18 protein-coding genes are annotated in these 17,883 nt (G+C 69.1%); 11 read left to right on the top strand and 7 right to left on the bottom strand.

Features of this window, described 5'->3' with window-relative positions:
- Positions 1-117 precede the first annotated feature (117 nt).
- The 3 genes from EV643_RS37815 (at position 118) to EV643_RS37805 (ending at position 4,639) form a co-directional block, all read left to right on the top strand.
- Positions 118-1,323, top strand: a complete 1,206-nt coding sequence (locus EV643_RS37815) for an ROK family transcriptional regulator (protein ID WP_133805034.1) — start codon at positions 118-120, stop codon at positions 1,321-1,323.
- Between the two features lie 65 nt (positions 1,324-1,388).
- The gene (locus EV643_RS37810) at positions 1,389-2,081 is read left to right on the top strand and encodes a response regulator transcription factor (RefSeq protein ID WP_202869935.1); all 693 of its coding nucleotides are present in this window, start codon (positions 1,389-1,391) and stop codon (positions 2,079-2,081) included.
- The gene (locus EV643_RS37805) at positions 2,078-4,639 is read left to right on the top strand and encodes a DUF4153 domain-containing protein (RefSeq protein ID WP_133805033.1); all 2,562 of its coding nucleotides are present in this window, start codon (positions 2,078-2,080) and stop codon (positions 4,637-4,639) included. Before EV643_RS37810 ends, EV643_RS37805 begins: the two co-directional genes overlap by 4 nt.
- An 8-nt stretch (positions 4,640-4,647) precedes the next feature.
- Here EV643_RS37805 and EV643_RS37800 read toward each other — a convergent pair whose 3' ends face one another.
- A complete protein-coding gene (locus EV643_RS37800; RefSeq protein ID WP_133805032.1) occupies positions 4,648-5,220 on the bottom strand; it encodes a GNAT family N-acetyltransferase in 573 nt (190 codons plus the stop codon).
- Positions 5,221-5,266: 46 nt separating this feature from the next.
- Between EV643_RS37800 and EV643_RS37795 the strand changes: the two genes are divergently transcribed.
- From EV643_RS37795 to EV643_RS37785, 4 genes are all read left to right on the top strand, one after another.
- Positions 5,267-5,695: a hypothetical protein gene (locus EV643_RS37795; protein WP_133805031.1), complete on the top strand. Its 429-nt coding sequence runs from the start codon at positions 5,267-5,269 to the stop codon at positions 5,693-5,695.
- Between the two features lie 91 nt (positions 5,696-5,786).
- Positions 5,787-6,020, top strand: a complete 234-nt coding sequence (locus EV643_RS46170) for a Gfo/Idh/MocA family oxidoreductase (RefSeq protein ID WP_238166084.1) — start codon at positions 5,787-5,789, stop codon at positions 6,018-6,020.
- A complete protein-coding gene (locus tag EV643_RS46165) occupies positions 6,020-6,430 on the top strand; it encodes a Gfo/Idh/MocA family protein (RefSeq protein WP_238166083.1) in 411 nt (136 codons plus the stop codon). The genes EV643_RS46170 and EV643_RS46165 overlap by 1 nt, the downstream gene beginning before the upstream one ends.
- 7 nt (positions 6,431-6,437) lie before the next feature.
- On the top strand, positions 6,438-7,427 hold the full coding sequence (locus tag EV643_RS37785) for a Gfo/Idh/MocA family protein (protein WP_133805030.1): 990 nt from the start codon (positions 6,438-6,440) through the stop codon (positions 7,425-7,427).
- Here the strand turns inward: EV643_RS37785 and EV643_RS45175 are convergent, their stop codons facing one another.
- The 4 genes from EV643_RS45175 to EV643_RS37770 form a co-directional block, all read right to left on the bottom strand.
- On the bottom strand, positions 7,428-8,273 hold the full coding sequence (locus EV643_RS45175) for an ABC transporter permease (protein WP_202869934.1): 846 nt from the start codon (positions 8,271-8,273) through the stop codon (positions 7,428-7,430). It abuts the gene before it with no gap.
- Entirely contained in the window at positions 8,270-9,826 is a 1,557-nt protein-coding gene (locus tag EV643_RS45170) for an ABC transporter permease (RefSeq protein WP_202869933.1), read from the bottom strand. The genes EV643_RS45175 and EV643_RS45170 overlap by 4 nt, the downstream gene beginning before the upstream one ends.
- Positions 9,823-10,512 carry an ABC transporter ATP-binding protein gene (locus EV643_RS37775; protein WP_133805029.1) on the bottom strand — a complete coding sequence of 230 codons (690 nt, stop codon included), beginning with the start codon at positions 10,510-10,512 and terminating at the stop codon, positions 9,823-9,825. The genes EV643_RS45170 and EV643_RS37775 overlap by 4 nt, the downstream gene beginning before the upstream one ends.
- Before the next feature lie 245 nt (positions 10,513-10,757).
- The gene (locus EV643_RS37770) at positions 10,758-11,954 is read right to left on the bottom strand and encodes an RNA-guided endonuclease InsQ/TnpB family protein (protein WP_133805028.1); all 1,197 of its coding nucleotides are present in this window, start codon (positions 11,952-11,954) and stop codon (positions 10,758-10,760) included.
- 104 nt (positions 11,955-12,058) lie between these two features.
- Between EV643_RS37770 and EV643_RS37765 the strand changes: the two genes are divergently transcribed.
- From EV643_RS37765 to EV643_RS37755, 3 genes are read left to right on the top strand one after another with little or no spacing between them, the layout of a single operon-like run.
- Positions 12,059-13,375, top strand: coding sequence for a sensor histidine kinase (locus EV643_RS37765; protein WP_133805027.1), 1,317 nt, complete (start codon positions 12,059-12,061; stop codon positions 13,373-13,375).
- Positions 13,372-14,049 carry a response regulator gene (locus EV643_RS37760; RefSeq protein WP_255513078.1) on the top strand — a complete coding sequence of 226 codons (678 nt, stop codon included), beginning with the start codon at positions 13,372-13,374 and terminating at the stop codon, positions 14,047-14,049. Before EV643_RS37765 ends, EV643_RS37760 begins: the two co-directional genes overlap by 4 nt.
- A 40-nt stretch (positions 14,050-14,089) precedes the next feature.
- Entirely contained in the window at positions 14,090-15,268 is a 1,179-nt protein-coding gene (locus EV643_RS37755) for an MFS transporter (RefSeq protein WP_133805026.1), read from the top strand.
- Here EV643_RS37755 and EV643_RS37750 read toward each other — a convergent pair.
- A complete protein-coding gene (locus EV643_RS37750) occupies positions 15,192-15,773 on the bottom strand; it encodes a TetR/AcrR family transcriptional regulator (protein ID WP_133805025.1) in 582 nt (193 codons plus the stop codon). The two genes, EV643_RS37755 and EV643_RS37750, sit on opposite strands and share 77 nt — an antisense overlap.
- Positions 15,774-15,865: 92 nt before the next feature.
- Here EV643_RS37750 and EV643_RS37745 point away from each other — a divergent pair, with 92 nt between their 5' ends.
- Positions 15,866-16,984: a serine hydrolase domain-containing protein gene (locus EV643_RS37745; RefSeq protein ID WP_133805024.1), complete on the top strand. Its 1,119-nt coding sequence runs from the start codon at positions 15,866-15,868 to the stop codon at positions 16,982-16,984.
- 46 nt (positions 16,985-17,030) lie between these two features.
- On the opposite strand, the gene EV643_RS45165 is transcribed toward EV643_RS37745, so the two are convergent.
- On the bottom strand, positions 17,031-17,883 hold an 853-nt coding region (locus EV643_RS45165; protein ID WP_238166082.1), incomplete at its 5' end, for an HNH endonuclease signature motif containing protein.

The raw sequence follows: 17,883 nt of genomic DNA, 5'->3' as shown, positions 1-17,883 counted from the left end.
CTTGGCACCTCCAAGTGCCGACCAATAGAATCGTTAGGAAACTAACTTAACAATCCCGGCCGCACAAGGGCTTGGTGTGACGGCAGCTTTAAGATCTCGCGACGGAGGGAGTTCGACGTGACGGTTGTCGCCGGAGGTCCATCCGCGGCCCGCCCGCAACTGATCCGCGCGATCAACGAGCAGGTGCTGCTGGATCACATCCGACGGTCCGGGCCGGTGTCGAGGACGGAGCTGGCCAGGCTCTCCGGGCTGTCGAAGCCAACCGTGTCCGCGGCGCTGGGCACCATCGAGCGCGTCGGACTCGTACACGCGACCGGGCAGCGCACGGGCGTACCGGGTCCGGCCGCGGTCCTGTACGAGGTGCGGCCGGAAGCGGGGTTCGTTCTCGGGCTGGACGTCGGGCGCGAGTTCCTGCGCGGTGCTGTTGCCGATATGACCGGTGCGGTTCGCAGTCGGCTGAGCGTGCGTACGAAAGCCGGGGACGCGATGGCCCGGGTCCAGGAGCTGGCCGGGCTCGCTACGACGTTGTTGGTTGACGCCGGTATCAGCGCCTCGCAGTTGACCCAGACCGTGATCGGAAGTCCCGGTGTCTACGACCCGAGGCTCGACACCCTGACGTTGACCGGGCGACTCTCCGGCTGGGATTCCCCGGCCGTGCTGCCGGCGCTGCGCAACGAGTTCGGGTCGACGTTGATGGTCGAGAACGACGTCGATGCGGCTGCTTTGGCCGAACGGGTGCACGGTCATGGTCGCGACGTCGACAGCTTCGCGTTCGTCTCCGTCGGTACGGGTATCGGTATGGGCCTGGTGCTCGACGGCAAGCTCCGGCACGGCGCACATGGTGTGGCCGGCGAGATCAGCTACCTGCCCTTCGCCGAAGGCCATGGCAGTGATGCGCGGGATGCCCGCAAACGGGGCAGCTTCGACGCATCGGCCTCGGCCGCCGCTGTGGTCCGAGCTGCCAGACGTGCAGGGGTGCGGGGTGCGTCGTCGGCCGAGAAGGTGTTCGCGGCGGCGGCTCGCGGCGATGAGGTCGCGGCCGAGATCGTGGCCGAAGAGGCGCTGCTCGTGGCCAAGGCGGTGTGCACCGTCATCGCGGTCGTCGACCCGGAGCTGATCGTGCTGGGCGGTGGTATCGGGCAGGCGCCAGGCTTCCTCGAGGCCGTCGTCGACCAGTTGCGCCAGCTGGCTCCGGTGCTGCCGGAAGTGAAGGCGAGCGTGCTCGGCACCGACACGGTCGTGGCCGGCTGCATCGCCGCCGGGCTCGACCGAGCCTGGGAGCACCTGGTAGCGCGGATATCTTCCCCCTCAACAACAGGGTGAGACCTGCACAAAACCTTCACGAGTCGTCCGCTACTCCTGACCAGGTTCGCTCCTAGTCTCGAACTGTGTCAGTCAACGAACACAGGATCCTCGTCGTCGAGGACGAGCCGGTCATCAATCAGGCGGTGACCGACCGGCTCCGCGGCTCGGGGTACGAGGTCGTCCAGGCCTGGGACGGTCCGGGCGCGGTCGCGCAGTTCGCCGAAACCTCGCCGGATCTGGTCCTCCTGGACGTGATGCTGCCCGGGTTCGACGGCCACGAGGTGTGCCGGCGGATCCAAGCGGAGCGGCCGGTGCCGGTCCTGATGCTGACCGCGCGCGACGACGAGGCGGACATCCTGGTGGGTCTCGGCGTCGGTGCCGACGACTACCTCACGAAGCCGTTCCGGATGCGGGAGCTGGTGGCTCGGGTGGCCGCCCTCCTCCGACGGGTCGACCGCGCGGCTGAGCTGGCCGCCCGCTCAGCCATCCAGCTGGGCGACCTGCGGGTCGACGCGGCCGCCCGCCGGGCCTGGGTCGCCGACACCGAAGTCCACCTGACGCCCACCGAATTCGATCTGCTGCTCTTCCTGGCCGCCAGCCCGGGTGTCGTCCTGACCCGGGAGAACCTGTACGCCGAAGTCTGGGGCTGGCCGGGTGCCTCCGGGACCCGGACGGTCGACAGCCACGTGAAGGCGCTGCGAGCCAAGATCGGCGCGGACCGGGTGCGGACGGTGCATGGCGTCGGCTACGCCCTCGAACCGCGGAGCGCCACATGAGCAGCCCCCTGCTGGACCAGGTCACATCGGTCAAGGTCAAGCTCGGGTTGCTTGTCGCCGTCAGTGTCACCGTGGCCTCGATCGTCGCGGCGGTCGGCGCCGTCGGCAGCGTGCCGGTGTGGCTCAGCGTTCCGGTCACAGTTGCCCTGGCCCTCGGCGTGACCCAGTTGCTGGCCGTCGGGATGACGTCGCCGCTCCGCGAGATGACCGCCGCGGCCCGTGGAATGGCCCGCGGCGACTACTCCGCCCGGGTCACCGCGAGCTCGAGCGACGAGGTGGGCGAGCTGGCCCGGGCCTTCAACCGGATGGCCGAGGACCTGGCAGCCGTCGATCGCCAGCGCCGCGAGTTGGTGGCGAACGTGAGCCACGAGCTCCGTACGCCGCTCGCCGCCTTGTGCGCCGTGCTCGAGAACCTCGTCGACGGCGTCGCCGAGCCGGATCCTGTGGCTCTGCGGACGGCGCTTGATCAGGCGGAGCGGCTCTCCGCCCTTGCCAACGACCTGCTCGACCTGGCCCGCGTGGATGCCGGCGAGGCCCGACTGTCCACCACTCAGGTGCCCGTGCTCGAACTGCTTGAGCGCGCCGTCGCCGAGGCACGTGTGGTTGGTCGGGACGTCCGGTACGACGTACAGGTCACGCCGCCGGCTCTGACTGTCCCGGCCGATCCGGCCCGGCTCCATCAGTTGATCGCCAACGTGCTCGACAACGCCTCCCGGCACAGCCCCGCCGGTGGGTTGGTCCAGATCACCGCCCAAACAACGGCCACGGGATGGCAACTGGAGGTCGCCGACGAGGGGCCAGGCATCCCTGCAGCCGGCCGGGACCGCGTCTTCGAGCGGTTCGGGACGCTGGCGGACGCCGACGGTGGTGGGGGCACCGGCCTCGGTCTCGCGATCGCCCGCTGGGTGACCGATCTCCACGGCGGCACCATCCACTTCGTCGACCCCGCGCCGCGCAGTACCGGTGCCCGGGTCCGCCTCGAGCTACCGCACGAACCTCGGCAACGCACTCAAGTCACCAGGAAGGTACAGGAGCAAGTCATGACGAAGCCGGTCGACAATCCCGCCCAACCCGTGCCGCCGGCACCCGCCGCGACGCGGGCGCCGGAGTCGGGGATGGACATGCTGTTCGGCAAGTTCTGGCCTGACGCCGGCGTACCCGGCAAGGTGGCCGCGGTGCTCGCCTGTTTGGGGGTCGGTCTGCTGGCCGGCATCGTGCTGCCGTTCCGCGACCTCGGGATCGGCACGTTCGCGGTACTGCTGGCGGCCGGGGGAGCGATCCTCGCCTTCAGCGTCAACCGCCAGTCCCGCTTCACCCAGGCCTGTGCCGCGCTGTGCCTGCTCTTGGCCGCGACCGTTGTCGTCCGGGACGCGGAGTGGATCGCGGTTCTGTGCCTGCTGGCCGGTGGCGCGGTTTGCGTTGCCGGGCTGGTGAACGGCCGTACGATGCCCGCTTTCGTACTGGCCGGCATCGCATGGCCGCTCGCCGGGCTGCGGGGACTGCCGTGGCTGGGTCGCTCCGCGCAGGCTGTCAGAGGTCTGCGGTCGAGTGCGGCGGCGCTGCGGACGATCCTGTGGTCGCTGCTCGGGGTCCTCGTCTTCGGACTGCTGTTCGCCTCGGCCGATGCGATCTTCGCGGAGTGGGCGGGTGCGATCGTCCCGGACCTGGAACTCGACTCGTTCGTACTGCGGGCGTTCATCACCGTGTTCGTCGGTGGCATCGTGCTGGCGGCGACGTACCTCGGGCTGAACCCGCCGAACGTCGAGGCGGGCGCTGGTACGGCGCGGCCGGTTGCGCGCCGCTACGAGTGGCTGGTGCCGGTGCTGCTCGTGGATGCGGTCTTCCTGGTTTTCCTTGCGGCGCAGGCGACTGCCAACTTCGGCGGGCACGGTTACGTCGAGCGGATCACGGGTCTCACCTACGCGGAGTACGTCCACCAGGGCTTCGGCCAGCTCACTGTGGCCACTGCACTCACCCTGCTCGTGGTGTGGGCCGCTGCTCGCAAGGCGCCGCGTACTACGACCGCGGACGTCGCCTGGTTGCGTGGATCGCTCGGACTGCTCTGCGTGCTGACCCTGGTCGTGGTCGCATCCGCTCTCTACCGGATGCACGTCTACCAGGAGGCGTACGGCTTCACCGAGCTCCGCCTGCTCGTCGACGTCTTCGAGGGCTGGTTGGGACTGCTGGTGATCGGGGTGATGGCGGCCGGCCTGACTCTGAAGGCAACCTGGCTGCCCCGGGCCGCGCTGCTCAGTGGGGCCAGCCTTCTGCTGGCGATCGCGGCGATCAACCCGGACGCCTGGATCGCTCAGCACAACGTGGACCGCTACACCGAGACGGGGAAGGTGGATTGGATCTATCTGCAAGGCCTTTCGGACGATGCCGTCCCGGTGCTCGCCAAGCTTCCGGCCGATGTGGCCGACTGCGCACTGGCCGGTCGCGAGGTCAGTGACGACGACTGGCTGGAGTGGAACCTCGGCCGTCACCGTGCGGAGCCCTTGATCGGCACCCGCCCCGCCAGCACACCGACCACCTGCCTGACCAAACCCGCTGGCTGAACGCAGGCTCAGCGCAGGTCGAGCCGCATCAGGATCCGGGGATGACCGGCCAGTACCGACGTGGTGTCGGCGGCCTTCGTGAACCCGGCGCGCTCGAAGTTCTTCCGGATCCCGGCGTACGCCATCGTGAGATCAATGCGAGCGTCACCGTTGTCGATGGGGTACGCCTCGATCACCGGTGCACCCTGGGTTCGGGCGAACTCGACCGCGCCAGCGATGAGGGCGTGCGAGATCCCCGTCTTCCGGTGACCGGGGCGGACGCGGACGCACCACAGCGACCAGACCGGCAGATCGTCGAGGTGCGGGATCTTGCGGTTGCGCGCGAAGGAGGTGTCCGAGCGCGGTGCGACCGCGGCCCAGCCGACCGGCTCGTCGCCGTCGTAGGCGAGCACTCCCGGAGCGGGTTTGGCATGGCAGAGGTCGGCGACGTACTCACCGCGGGCCGGACCCTGCAGTTCGTTGTTGAGCTTGGACGGGATCCGGTAGCTAAGGCACCAGCAGACGTTGGCTCCGGGCGACTTCGGGCCGAGCACAGCACGAACATCCTCGAAGACTGAAGCCGGCCGGACTTCGATGGTCACGGCACCACGATGCCACGCCGTACTGGGCCGACCGTAGGGTGGCAGGGTGGAGAACGAGCCGAGTTGGCGCGAGAAGCGGCGGGAGGCGGCCGTCGCACATGCTGCTGCCCTCGAACACCGCAAGGCCGCCGAGACCGCGCAGGCCCGCGGGCTGCTGGCCGAATTCGTCCGGAAGATGAAGGCTGCGGGCATCGAGCCTCGGCCGCTGCGGGCGCAGGTCGCGGGATCGGGTGCGAGCTATCGGACCAACGTCACCGGCTGGTATCTCCGCCGTAACCGCACCCTCGGGGCCGACACCAACGGCAACTACTACAGCCTTGGTGCGTCCGCCAGCCTGAAGGCGCGGCTGCTGGGGCTACGGATCTCGCCGTCCGACCCGCCGATCACAGTCGGCCTCGGCGCGCGCGACGGCGAATCCATGCCCCTCGAACAACTGCTGAGCCTCCGCCTCGAGAACACCGGCGACTGGACCTGACGAGGAAGCCGACGCTCTGGTTGAAATGGTTCTCCGCGAACTCCGCTAGTACGGTGGGTGGCGGCCGATCGCCTCGTTCGAGGAGGAGAAGGTGTCGAAACCGCTCAAGATCGCGGTCCTGGGGTTCTGGCACGTTCACGCGAAGGACTACGCAAGGCAGGCTCAACAACATCCCGATACGGAGTTGGTCGGCGTCTGGGATGACGACCTGGCTCTCGGGCAGGCCGGTGCTGATGAGTTCGGGGTCCCGTTCACCGACGACCTGGACGCACTACTGGCCGGCGACGACATCGACGGCGTCTGGGCTGTCACCCGGTCTACCTGATGCAGCTGTTCCTGGGCGCCGACCCCGAGACCATCAGCGCGACCTATCGTTCGGTGGCAGGGCGCGGCCTCGAGGACAATGCGGTCGTCGTCGCCGGGTACGCCGATCAGAAGATCGGGGTGATCGAGGCCGGTTTCGCCAGCCCGAACCCGTTCACGATCGAGCTCTTCGGGACCGACGCCGGCCTGACCTACACCGACGACGGCAACGTCCTGACGATCGCCGGCCGACAGCTACCGGTCCCCGAGCACGGCAAGGATCCGTTCGCGCAGTGGGTCGACCACATCAACGACGGCACCCGGGCGGACGACAACCTGAGTCGCGCGGTGGAGCTGACCCGGCTGGTCGTCGCCGCCAACGAGGCGGCGGGCGAAGGGCGGGCAGTTCCCTATCCAGCCACGAAGAGCTGAGGACAGAATGATCAAGGTCGGGCTCATCGGGGGCGGCGGGATCGCATCCGCCCACATCAAGGGATATCGCGAGCACGCCGAGAAGATCGGCATCACCGCGGTGGCGGACGCGGTGGAGCAGACGGCTGCCGCGCGAGGCGTTGAGCTTGGCGCCACGCCGTACACCGACTATCGCCGGATGCTCGAGGCCGAGGACATCGACGCGGTCGACATCTGCCTGCCTCATCACCTGCACAGGGACGCGATCGTCGCAGCTGCCCAGGCCGGCAAGCACATCCTGTGTGAGAAGCCGCTCTGCCTCACCGCGGACGAGGCTGCGGAGGTCCGCGCGGCGGTCAGTGCCACCGGCGTGACGCTCATGTGCGCGCACAACCAGCTGTTCCTGCCGGCCGTGGCCAAGGCGAAGGAGCTTCTGGACGCCGGGACCATCGGAACCGTCTATGAGGTGCGGACCACCGACAGCTTCTACAACGACTTCGATCCGAGCTCCATGGGCTGGCGCGCAAGCAGCAAGACGAGTGGCGGTGGCGAGTTGATCGACACCGGGTACCACCCGACGTACCTGATGCTGCACTTGTCCGGCGGTTCCCCGGTCGAGGCCACCGCGATGCTGTCGACGCATCGGCTGAAGTTCATGGAGGGGGAGGATTCCGCGCAGGTCCTGATCAGGTTCGACAACGGTGTCGTCGGGCAGTTGGTGACCAGCTGGGCCTATCAGCCGGCCGTGGCCACCGAGCGGTTCTCCGTCGTCGGGGAGCTCGGATCCCTGTCCAGTGACGGCAACTCCCTGACGTACCAGCTTCGGTCCGGTGAGTCCCAGACCTTCGACCTGGAACCCGTGGACACCTTCGTAGCCGAGATCGGTCACTTCGCCGATTCCCTGGCCGGCAAGACCCGTCCGCTGCACACGGAAGACGAGGGCATCGCCGTACTCGGGATCTTGCTAGCCGCCTACGAAGGTGCACGGTCGAAGACGATCGCTCCTGTTCTCCAATAGCTATTCGGTACGCAGGGCGGTGGCGGTGCGGGTGCGGGCCGCCCAGCCGGCGGGTAGCAGCGAGCCGAGTACGGCGATGGCGAGGCCGCCTACACCGAACAGCACCAGTTCTGCCGTGCTGTAGATGTCGAGGACCGAAGCCGGGAGGTTGAAGCCGGCGGTGTGACCCATGTCGGTCACGGTCATCCGCTGCAGGATCACTCCGACCGGCGCGCCGATCACGCCCCCGATCAGGCCGGTGACGACGACCGAGGAGATGACCATCGCGGTGGTCTGCTTCGGGGTCATACCAAGCGCTTTGTGGACGCCGAGATCGTGGACTCGTTCGCGGGTTTCCAGGACGACCATGTTGAGTACGCCGAGGGCCGCGACGGTGATGAGCAGCAGGGTGAGCAGACCCGTCAGCGCGTTGATGATGACGATGAACGGTTCGATCTCGGTCTCGGCCGCCTCCGCGATCGCCTGCGACAGGGTGCCGGTCGCGGTCGATGCCAGCGCGGTGTTGAGGGCCTCGATGTAGGCGCCCTTGTCGGTACCGGGCTTCAGCACGATGTTGTACGTGTCGGGCCGAAGCTGCGGTTCGGCGGCCCTGAGAGTTCCGAGGTCGGTGAGAACCTGCCGGCCGCGGTTCTCGGGGTTGAAGGCTTCGCCGACGATCCGCACGGTGAGTTGTTTGCCGTGAGAGGTCAGTACGACGGTGTCGCCGACCTTGGTGTGGGTAGCGGTCAGGAACGGGGTCGACACCACGATCTCGCCGGGCCCGCTGAACCAGCGGCCGGAGACCATCCGATACCCGTACGACGAGTTGTCGCCGGTGAAGGCGAGGGCCTGCAGTTGATCGGTCATGCCGGGACGGTCACCTCGGCTTGGGCGACTCCGCTGTAGCCGCTGGTCCCGGCTTGGCCGGTGACTGCCTTGGCGACCACGGCGGGGTCGGGCGCGGCGGCCGCGATCTCTTCGTCGGTGATCATGTGAGGTCCACCACCGGGCGGAGGTCCGGTGTTGGGCGCGCCGGGGTGAATGATGACGTCGGCGTGCCGCTGCGTGGCCTGCACCTGGTTCAGGGAGGCGCCCAGTCCGACGGCGAACGTCACGGCGGCGGCCCCGAACGCGATCGCCGCGACGATCGTGGTGGATCGGAAGGGGTGGGCGAACGGATGGGCCAGACCGAGGCTCACCGGCCGGGGGAGTGGCAGACGCGCGGTCAGCCGGGCGGCCCAGTAGCCACGGCCGGGCTTCGGAGTACGGCCGACCGCGAGCGCGTCGACCGTACGCAGCCGTCCCGCCCGGGATGCCGCTGCCAAAGCGGTGACAGCCACCAGGGCAAGGGCTCCGGCGACTACTCCGGCGTCGACCCACGGCGCGACGCCGGAGTCGACGGTGCCGTAGAGCCTGTTGGTCTGGGACAGCACCGGGACCGTCAAAAGGTTGCCGGCGACAACACCGAGCGCGGCCCCGACCACAGCGGGGATCAACGCCTGGAACATGTAGGCCCGGACGACCTGGTTCGGGGTGAACCCGAGAGCCTTGAGGATGCCGATACGGCGGGTGCCGGTGCTGACCGCGCCGGCGATCACGTTGCCCACAATGAGAATCGCCATCAGTACGCCGAGCACGCCGAACGCGATCAGGAACGGTACGTACAGCGAGGTGTTCCCGGCGCTTTCCAGTCTGGTGTGGAGCCACGAGGTCGATGCGGTCATGGCCCCGGCGGGAACGCTGGCCTGTACGGCGGCGCGGCCTGTGTCGACCTGCTCGGTGGTGTCGGCCGCGGTGAAGCGGTAGAGCATCTGGTAGCCGCCGGCCGCGCCCGGTGCGGTCAATGCCGCAATATGCCCGGGGTCCACCCAGCCGCCGGCGGTCTCGCTGACCGATCGGGCGATGCCGACCACCGTCAGCGTCGGGCTGCCGGGAAGGTCCGGCAGGCGCAGTACGTCACCCACCTTCGACAGCGGTCCACCTTCGCTGAGCCGGCCGTCGGAGTACAGCACGATCTCGCCGGGTCCGTTCACCCATCGCCCCTCGGTCAGGGTGACCGCGTCGACGGCCCCACCTGCATCGGCCCGTCCGACCACCGTCATCGGTGGCAGGCCTCCGCCGGAGTCTCTGACCGGGCTGATCGACGCGGTCGGGAACGGGCCGGCCGCCGCGCTCACTCCGGTTGCTTTCGCGGACGCCGACAGCTGCGCGACCGTGGTCTTGGTCGCGTCGAACTGCGCGGTCAGATGCGCGCCACGCTGCTGGGAGAAGGCCCGGTCGAACGGCGCACTCGAAGCCACCATCAACGATCCACCGAGAACGGCGGCGGTCACCGCGATCGCCACGACCAGCGTGATCACGACCGTCTGCACGCGGCGGCGCCCGACACCAGAGCGGACCACACTTCCCAACGCGCTCATCGGACGCGCTCCAGGGTGTCCGCGGCGACCCGGCCGTCGACGAGCTGGACTGTGCGGGTCGCGCACGACTCGGCCAGGGCCAGGTCGTGGGTAACCATGACGATCGTCTGCCCGTCGGCGTGCAGATCCTTGAGCAGCTGCTGAACGTCTTCGCCGGAGGCGGTGTCCAACGCACCAGTCGGTTCGTCGGCCAGCAGCAGCGACGGCCGGTTCATCAAGGCTCTGGCCACCGCGACGCGCTGCCGTTCACCACCTGACAACCGGCCCGGGTAGGCACCGGCATGCCGGTCGACACCAAGCGCGCCGAGCAACTCCGTCGCGCGGCGCTGTGCGTTGCCGCGGGCCATCCCGGCCAGCTGTGCAGGCAGTACGACGTTGTCGGCTACGGTCAGGTCGTCGAGGAGGTTGAAGAACTGGAACACCATGCCGATCTTGGCCCGCCGATAGCGCGCGGAGCCGGCCTCGCCCAACTCGTCGACCCGGACACCGTCCACGGTCACCGCGCCGCTGCTCGGCCGGTCCAGTCCGGCGACCAGATTCAGCAGCGTGGACTTGCCGCTCCCGGACGGCCCGAGGATCGCGACTGCCTCCCCAGCGGTGATCGTCAGCGAGACACCGTCCAACGCCGGCGGACCTCCGTCGTACCTGCGGCTGACCTCACGCAACTCGACCAATGGCACGGTCATCATGGCTCCCCTCAGAGCTCGTCTGCTTCCGTCGGCCCGACGCTAGGTCCGGTCCTGGAGCGGGCGCGTCGGCCTCCGGAGGCATTTGCCGTACCGCGAATGGATGAGACCGGCCGGTGTCATCCCTGCGATGTAGTCGAGCGATGTATCCCAGATGGTCAGCGAGGCTGACGCCGCCGGCCGGGCAGTCGGTCAGAATGGGCTGTTGACGTCCTCCCCACCCTGAAGGACGAGGATTCCAACTACTACGCGGAGGTAGCGTGTTGAGGTTCACGCTTCGGCGAGACCCGCGGTGGCGTCTCTCGGCGTGCGCTGACGGCCCGTCCGGCCGCGATGTTGACTGCCGCGTTCACGTCCGCGTTCGCCTGATGTCCGCAGGCCACGCACCGGAACACCGCTTGGCTCTCGCGGTTTCCCGGTGCGCAGTGCCCACAGACGCTACAGGTCTGCGGCGTGTACGCAGGATTCACTTTCTCGACCCGGCCGGTGGCCTTGTGCTCCAGCCGGGTCACCAGGTCGCCCCAGCCGTTGGCGAGGATGCCGCGGTTGAGTCCGGCTTTGGCGCGGCGGCGGTTCGGCAGGTATCTCCCTGGTCGTTGGGGATCGGATTTCGGCTTGGGGCGCCGGGTCATCTGCGCGACCCGCAGGTCTTCCACGCGGATGACGTCGAAGCGTCGGGCGACGTCGGTGCTGGTCTTCTCCACCCAGTCCCTGCGCCGATCGGCGGCCCGGGCATGGAGCTTGGCGATCGCGGCCTGCACCCGCCGACGGCGCTTGGAGCCGGGACGGCACCGGGCGAGGCGACGTTGCAGGTGCTTCAGCCGGGCCTGTTCACGGTCCGTCAGCCCGGGGCACGTCAGCAGCTCGCCGGTGGACAGGGCCGCCGAGACGGTGACGCCGCGGTCCACCCCGACGACCTCGCCCGTGCCGGGTGCGGGGACCGGCGGCGGGATGACGGCGAAGGCGATGTGCCAGCGGCCCATCCGGTCGCAGGTGATGCGGTACGACTTCGCGTCGGGAACGGCACGGGACAGCCGGAACCGGACCCAGCCGATCTTGGGCAGCTTGACCGCGGCCCACTTGCGGTTCAGCTTGACGACCCTGGACGTCTGCGCGCCGACGATGCGAAAACCCTCGTGCAGCCCGGCCTTGCGCCAGGTCGGCCGCCGGTGGGTGCCTGCGTAGAAGTTCTTGACGGCCTGGTCGAAGTCCCGCAGCGCCTGCTGCTGCACGGTCTGGGATCCGGCCCGCAACCAGCCGAACACGGCCCGCGCCTCGGTCAACTGCCGGCACTGCTCAGCAAAGCCCGGCGTCGGGCCTTTGGCGGGGGTCCACATGGACCATTGCTCGAGCGCCAGGTTCCAGACGTACCGGGCGTGCCCGCACTGCTCCAGCAACGCAATCTGCTGCGCGGGAGTCGGGTACATCCGGAACCGGGACATGGAATCTACCCAATCAGCCGGGACCGACAATTCCCGATTCCCGAAGGGAGGCAGTCGCGGTACCTCCCCGCCCTCAACGACGGAGCTTGCCGGCGACGAATCCGATGAAGGTAGCGGTGGCCGAACGGCTGCGGGCCGGAGTCAGGCTGCTGATGCGGCCGTCCGGTGAGCTGCCGCCGTTGTCGCGGCGCGGCCAGATCTTCGACGTGGTCCTCGCGCTGGGCCTCGGCCTGGTGGCGCTCAAGTTCAGTGGTGGTGACGGCGGCGATCGCCCTGCGCCCGACGTCGTCTTTGTGCCTGGGGAGCCGCCCGGCCTGATCAGGGAGCCGTTCCCGCCGATAGACCAAGATCACGTCGGCCTCGCGGTCCTGCTGATGCTGGTTGTGGTGCTGCCGCTGATACTGCGCCGCCGGTATCCGCTGGCGGTCCTGTGGGTTGTGCTCGCCATCGCGCCGTTTGTGACCGACTCCAACGCCGCGCTGAGGCTCTCGTTCTATGTCTGTGTCATCGCTGCCTACACCGCCGCCGTCTACAGCCCCTACCGGGTGCCGGCCCTGGTGAGCCTGCCGCTGGCGGCATTCCTGTACACCCAGCTCCAGGAACCGGCGGTGCCCACCGTCCCGGAGGGCTCGGTCCCGTTTCTGATCCTGGTGCCGATCGCGGTCGCGGCCGACGGGCTGCGCCGGTGGAAACGCCATGCCGACGAGGGGCGCGAGCGGGTGTCCGCGCTGGAACGCGATCAGGCCGACGCGCTCCGCCGCGCGGCGGAGTACGAGCGTGCCCGGATCGCCCGGGAACTGCACGACGTGGTCACGCACAACGTCAGCGTCATGGTCATCCAGGCCGGCGCCGCCCGCAAAGTCATGGACGCCAACCCGGACGAGGCCCGCGAGGCGCTGCTGGCGGTCGAGGCCGGCGGGCGGGCCGCGATGACCGAGCTTCGAAACGTGATGGGCCTGCTCACGATGGATGGCGATGGCAACGATCCGGCAGCCAAGACCGAGCCGACCGACCCGACCGAGTTCGCGCCGCAGCCGGGTCTCGACGGGCTGGAGGCGCTGGTGCTGGGGGTGCGCGACATCGGCGTACCGGTCGAGCTGTCGACGGTCGGGCAGGTTCGCGCCCTGCCCTCAGGTATCGAGCTGGCCGCCTACCGGGTGGTCCAGGAGGCGCTGACGAACACGATGAAGCACGCCGCGGGCGCGGCCGCCACGGTACTGGTTGACTACGGCAACGACCGTCTCCGGGTCGAGGTCACCGACACCGGCGGTACGCCGACCGCCGCGGCCGCCACCGGCAACGGACACGGGCTCGTCGGCCTCCGCGAACGGCTCGCCGTCTACGGTGGAACCCTGCAGACCGGACCACGCCTCAGCGGTGGCTACCGGGTCACCGCACTGATCCCTCTGGAGGCACAGTGACAGGCCCAGGGACCGCGCCGCTGCGAGTGGTGGTCGCCGACGACCAGGCGCTGGTCCGGGCCGGCTTCCGGATGATCCTCACCAGCGACGGCATCGACGTGGTCGCCGAAGCGGTCAACGGTGCCGACGCCGTCGAGGCCGTACGCCGTACCCGGCCTGACGTGGTTCTGATGGACATCCGGATGCCGGAGATGGACGGGCTGGAGGCCACCCGGCGCATACTTGCCGGCGGCAACGGTGAACCACGGGTGATCATCCTGACCACGTTCGACCTCGACCACTACGTCTACGCGGCCCTGTCCGCCGGTGCCAGCGGTTTCCTGCTCAAGGACGTCACCCCGGAACACCTGGTCGCCGCCGTCCGGATGGTCCGCGACGGCGACGCATTGCTGGCGCCGGCCATCACCCGCCGCCTGGTCGAACGGTTCGCCCGCCGGGACGCCGACTCGACCGCGATCCATCGCGACCTGGCCACGCTGACCGCCCGCGAGCTCGAGGTACTGCAACTGCTGGCCCAGGGCCTGACCAACGCCGAACTCGCCGCCCGCCTCCAACTGTCCGAGGCGACCGTCAAGACCCACGTCGCCCGCATCCTCGCCAAACTCGCCCTCCGCGACCGAGTCCAAGCCGTCATCGTCGCCTACGAATCCGGCCTGGTCAGCCCCAGCGGATAGACGGTTCCCGGAGATAAGAACGACCGGTATCATCTCCGGCATGGCGGTTCCGGTACGGCGGTTGTGGGCAGCGGTGTTCTGTGGGTACCTGGCGTTCGGGGCCGCGTTGCAGGCGTTACCGGCGTATGTGCCGGAGAAGTTCGGCGGGGGTGCGCTGGCCAGCGGGACCGCGGTAGGGATCGCGTTCCTGGCGACGGCTTGCGGGCGGCCGTTCGCCGGCTGGCTGGCGGATGGTGGATGGTCGCGTCCCGTCGTACTGGCCGGCGGAGTTCTGACGGCTGCCGGTGGTCTCGGGCAGTTGATCGCGCCGAATCTGGTGGCTCTGCTGGCTGCGCGGCTGGTGATGGGTGCGGGGGAGGCGGCGTTGTTCTCGGCCGCGTTGCCGTGGGTGCTGACCGGGACGCGGGTGGCTCAGCGCGGGCGGGTCGCGGGATGGTTCGGGTTGTCGATGTGGGGTGGTCTGGCTGGTGGGCCAGTGATCGCGTCGCTGGTGGGGGACTGGGTCTGGTGGACCGTTGTCGGCCTCGCGGGGGTGTCGATGGTGCTGGTGTTCACCACCCGCGGGGATCCCGGCCGGGTCGAGCCGTTGGTCCGGATCCGCCGGGTCCGTGATCTGCTGCCCGTCGGCGTACCGTTGCCAGGCGCAACCATCGGGCTGGCGGCGTACTGTTATGGGACGGTTGCGGCGTTGCTGGTCCTGCGATTGCGGGCGGACGGCATCGATGGGGATGGCGTCGCGCTCACGGTGTTCGGGGCGGCGTTCCTGGTGGTCAGGTTTGCGGGGAGCCCTGCGGTCGATCGGCACGGCGGACGTGCGGTGGCAGCGTCAACGGTCGCGATCGAGGCGGTGGCGCTCATCGGGATCGCTTTTGCCGACGGGGCTGTGGGTGCGTTGGTGTTCACCGCGATGGCCGGGCTCGGGTTGGCGTTGATCTACCCGGCCTGCGTGTCGATCACGCTCGACCGGGTGCGTGGGTTGCGGCCGGGCGTGTCGATGGGCGTGATGACATCGTTCTGGGATCTCGGTGTGATGGCGGCGGGTCCGCTCGGTGGACTCGTGGCGGAGCGGCTCGGATTCTCGACCGCGTTCCTGGTCGCCGCGGGAGTTGCGGCGGCCTGTGTGTTCGTGTGTCTGGGGTACCTCAAGCCGCGTCGAGCAGAGTCTCCACGATCGCCCGCGCCTCGGCTCCTAGCCCGGGATCCCGATCGACCGCACTGATGAGGGTCGCGCCCTCGAGTACGACGACCAGCTGACGCGCCGTGGTCTCGGGATCGCGTACGCCTGCCTCGGAGAGGAGTCGACTGAAGAGGTCGCGGTAGAAGTTCAGGTGATCCTGGGCCAGTTGCCGTGGGGTGCCGTCCCGGCCGCGGTCCTCGGTTGCCGCGTTCATCATCGCGCAACCGCGGAACCCGGCCTCGGCGTACCAGGTCGCGACAAGGTCGAAGACGGCCAGGATCCGGTCGCGGCCGGTCTCAGCCTGCTCGACCGCCTGCTCGTGCCACGCGCGCACTCGCCGGGTCCGGTCGGTCAGCACCGCCTCGACCAGGCCGTCCTTGGAACCGAAGTTCTTGTAGATGGTGAGCTTGGATGCGCCGGCCGCCTCGGCGATCTCGTTGATCCCGACCGCGTGGATGCCGCGCCGGATGAAGACGTCGGACGCCGCCGCCAGGATCCGGGTCTTCGTCGCCTCGGGATCCAGTCGCTCACCGGCTTTGACCGGCATCGTGCACCACCTCCGCCGAACAGGATACCGATCTGTCTCATCTGGTGAAGGATCGTTGGTGTTAGATGAGACCGATCGGTACTATCTCGCGCATGGACGGATACACAGCGGCGGGATTCGAGGATGTGGCCGAGGCGTTCGCACGGAACTTCGCCGAGCGCGATGAGCTGGGGGCGGCCTTCGCGGCGTACCAGGATGGTCGGCTGGTGGTCGACCTGTGGGGCGGTACGGCGGACCGCGACACCGGAGGCGAGTGGGATCGCGACACGGTGCAGTTGATGTTCTCGGGGACCAAGGGGCTCGCATCGGCCTGCGTTCTGCTGTTGGTCCAGCGTGGTCAGGTGTCGCTCGACGCTCCGGTGAGCCGCTACTGGCCTTCGTTCGCAGCCGCGGGGAAGGGGGCGATCACGGTGGCGGAGGTGATCTCACATCAGGCCCGGTTGCCGTGGGTCGAGGCCGGGTACGCCGATCTCCTCGACCATGACGTGATGGCCGCGCACCTGGCGGGCCAGGCTCCGTCGGCGGATCCGCGGGCCGCGTTCATGTACCACGCGATCACCTGGGGCTGGCTGGTCGACGAGTTGGTACGCCGGATCGACGGGCGAACCGTGAGCCGGTTCTTCGCCGAGGAGTTCGCCGTACCGCTGGACCTGGAAGTGTGGATCGGGCTACCGGACGACCTCCACTGGCGCGCGGCGACGATGGTGGCGCCCGACAGCGTACTTGTGGATGAGTCGCAGAGCGATCCACTCCTGCGGCTCAACCGCAATCCGCTATGGGTGCCCGGCGCCGAGAAGATCTGGAACAGCCCCGAGTACCGCAGCGCCGGCCTCGCCGCGGTCGGCGGATTCGGGACCGCGCGGGGGATGGCGCGTTTCTATGCTTCGCTCGTCGGCGTGGTGGACGGCCTGCGGGTCCTGACCCCGGAGACGGTCGAGCTCGGCCGGCGGGAGATCCGGCGCGGAATCGAGCCGACGTGGGGGAGCGAGATCGCCTACGGCGCCGGCTTCGAACTCCAAGTGCCTGCCGCGAATCTCGGCCGCCCCGCCGACGCCTTCGGGCACGCCGGAGCGGGTGGCTCCCGACATGGCGCCTGGCCGAGCCGCGAGATCGCCTTCTCCTACCTGATGAACGAGGTCCGCCCCGCCCCCGACCAACGCCCCCTCGTCCTCCTCGCCGCCCTGGAGCACGCCGTACCGCCCCAGCCCTGAGCCGCCTTGAGTCCACCACGCCGGACATCCCCTCACGGAGACAGCCTCATACGCTGTGGCGCTCGTGGTGGATCAGTTCATTTGCCGGCCCGGGCGATGGTGGCCCGGGCGATGGTGGGCCGGGCGATGGTGGGCCGGGTGACGCTGGGCCGGTCGGCGTCCGATTGGCGGGTGGGCTGTTCTCGCGGTAGCGGCGGCCGGTGGGGCTGATCCAGGTGTGGGTGCCGTCGGGGTGTTGGTGGATCTTCCAGCCGCCTTCATGCTTGAGGCGGTGGTGGTGTCGGCATAGGCACTGCAGGTTGTCCGCGGTGGTGCGGCCACCGGCGCCGAAGGCGATGCGGTGGTCGAGGTCGGTGAACTCGGCCGGCCGGTTGCAGCCGGGGAACCTGCAGGTGCGGTCCCGGAGCCGGACATACCGGTCCAGCGCAGCCGACGGCGTGTACCGGTTCGGATCGCTGGCGGGTGGCTGGTCGGTGACCCGAATATCGAGCCGGGAGCCGCCCCGGCCAGATGGTGGTCCGGCACCGGCACCCGGTCCGGCACTGGCTCTGGCTCCACCGGCCCCCGCACTCGCACCGGCTCCGGCGCCGGCTCCGGCACCGGCTCTGGCTCCGGCTCCGGTGGCGGCGTCGGCGAGGTTCGGTAGCAGGGTGTCGGTGAGGGCTTTGAGGAGGTGTTTGCGGAGCGAGTTCTGCGGGATCGGCCCGTAGTGTTCGGCCTCGCCGCCGGTGCCTGTTTGTCCGGTGATCAGGGCTTGGAGTTCGGCCCCGGTGGCGTGGATGACCACCATCGCATCGGCGCCGCCAGCCGCCCCACCCAACTCATCGGCATCGTCACCGTCGAACGGACTGTCGGCGGCACCAGACACCAGACCATCCCGGTCCGCGGAGCTGCTCCCG

This window comes from Kribbella caucasensis, from assembly GCF_004361855.1.
GTDB classification, from domain to species: Bacteria; Actinomycetota; Actinomycetes; order Propionibacteriales; family Kribbellaceae; genus Kribbella; species Kribbella caucasensis.
The sequence above is the reverse complement of the archived record's forward strand: the minus strand, read 5'-3'. Positions and strand labels throughout refer to the sequence as shown.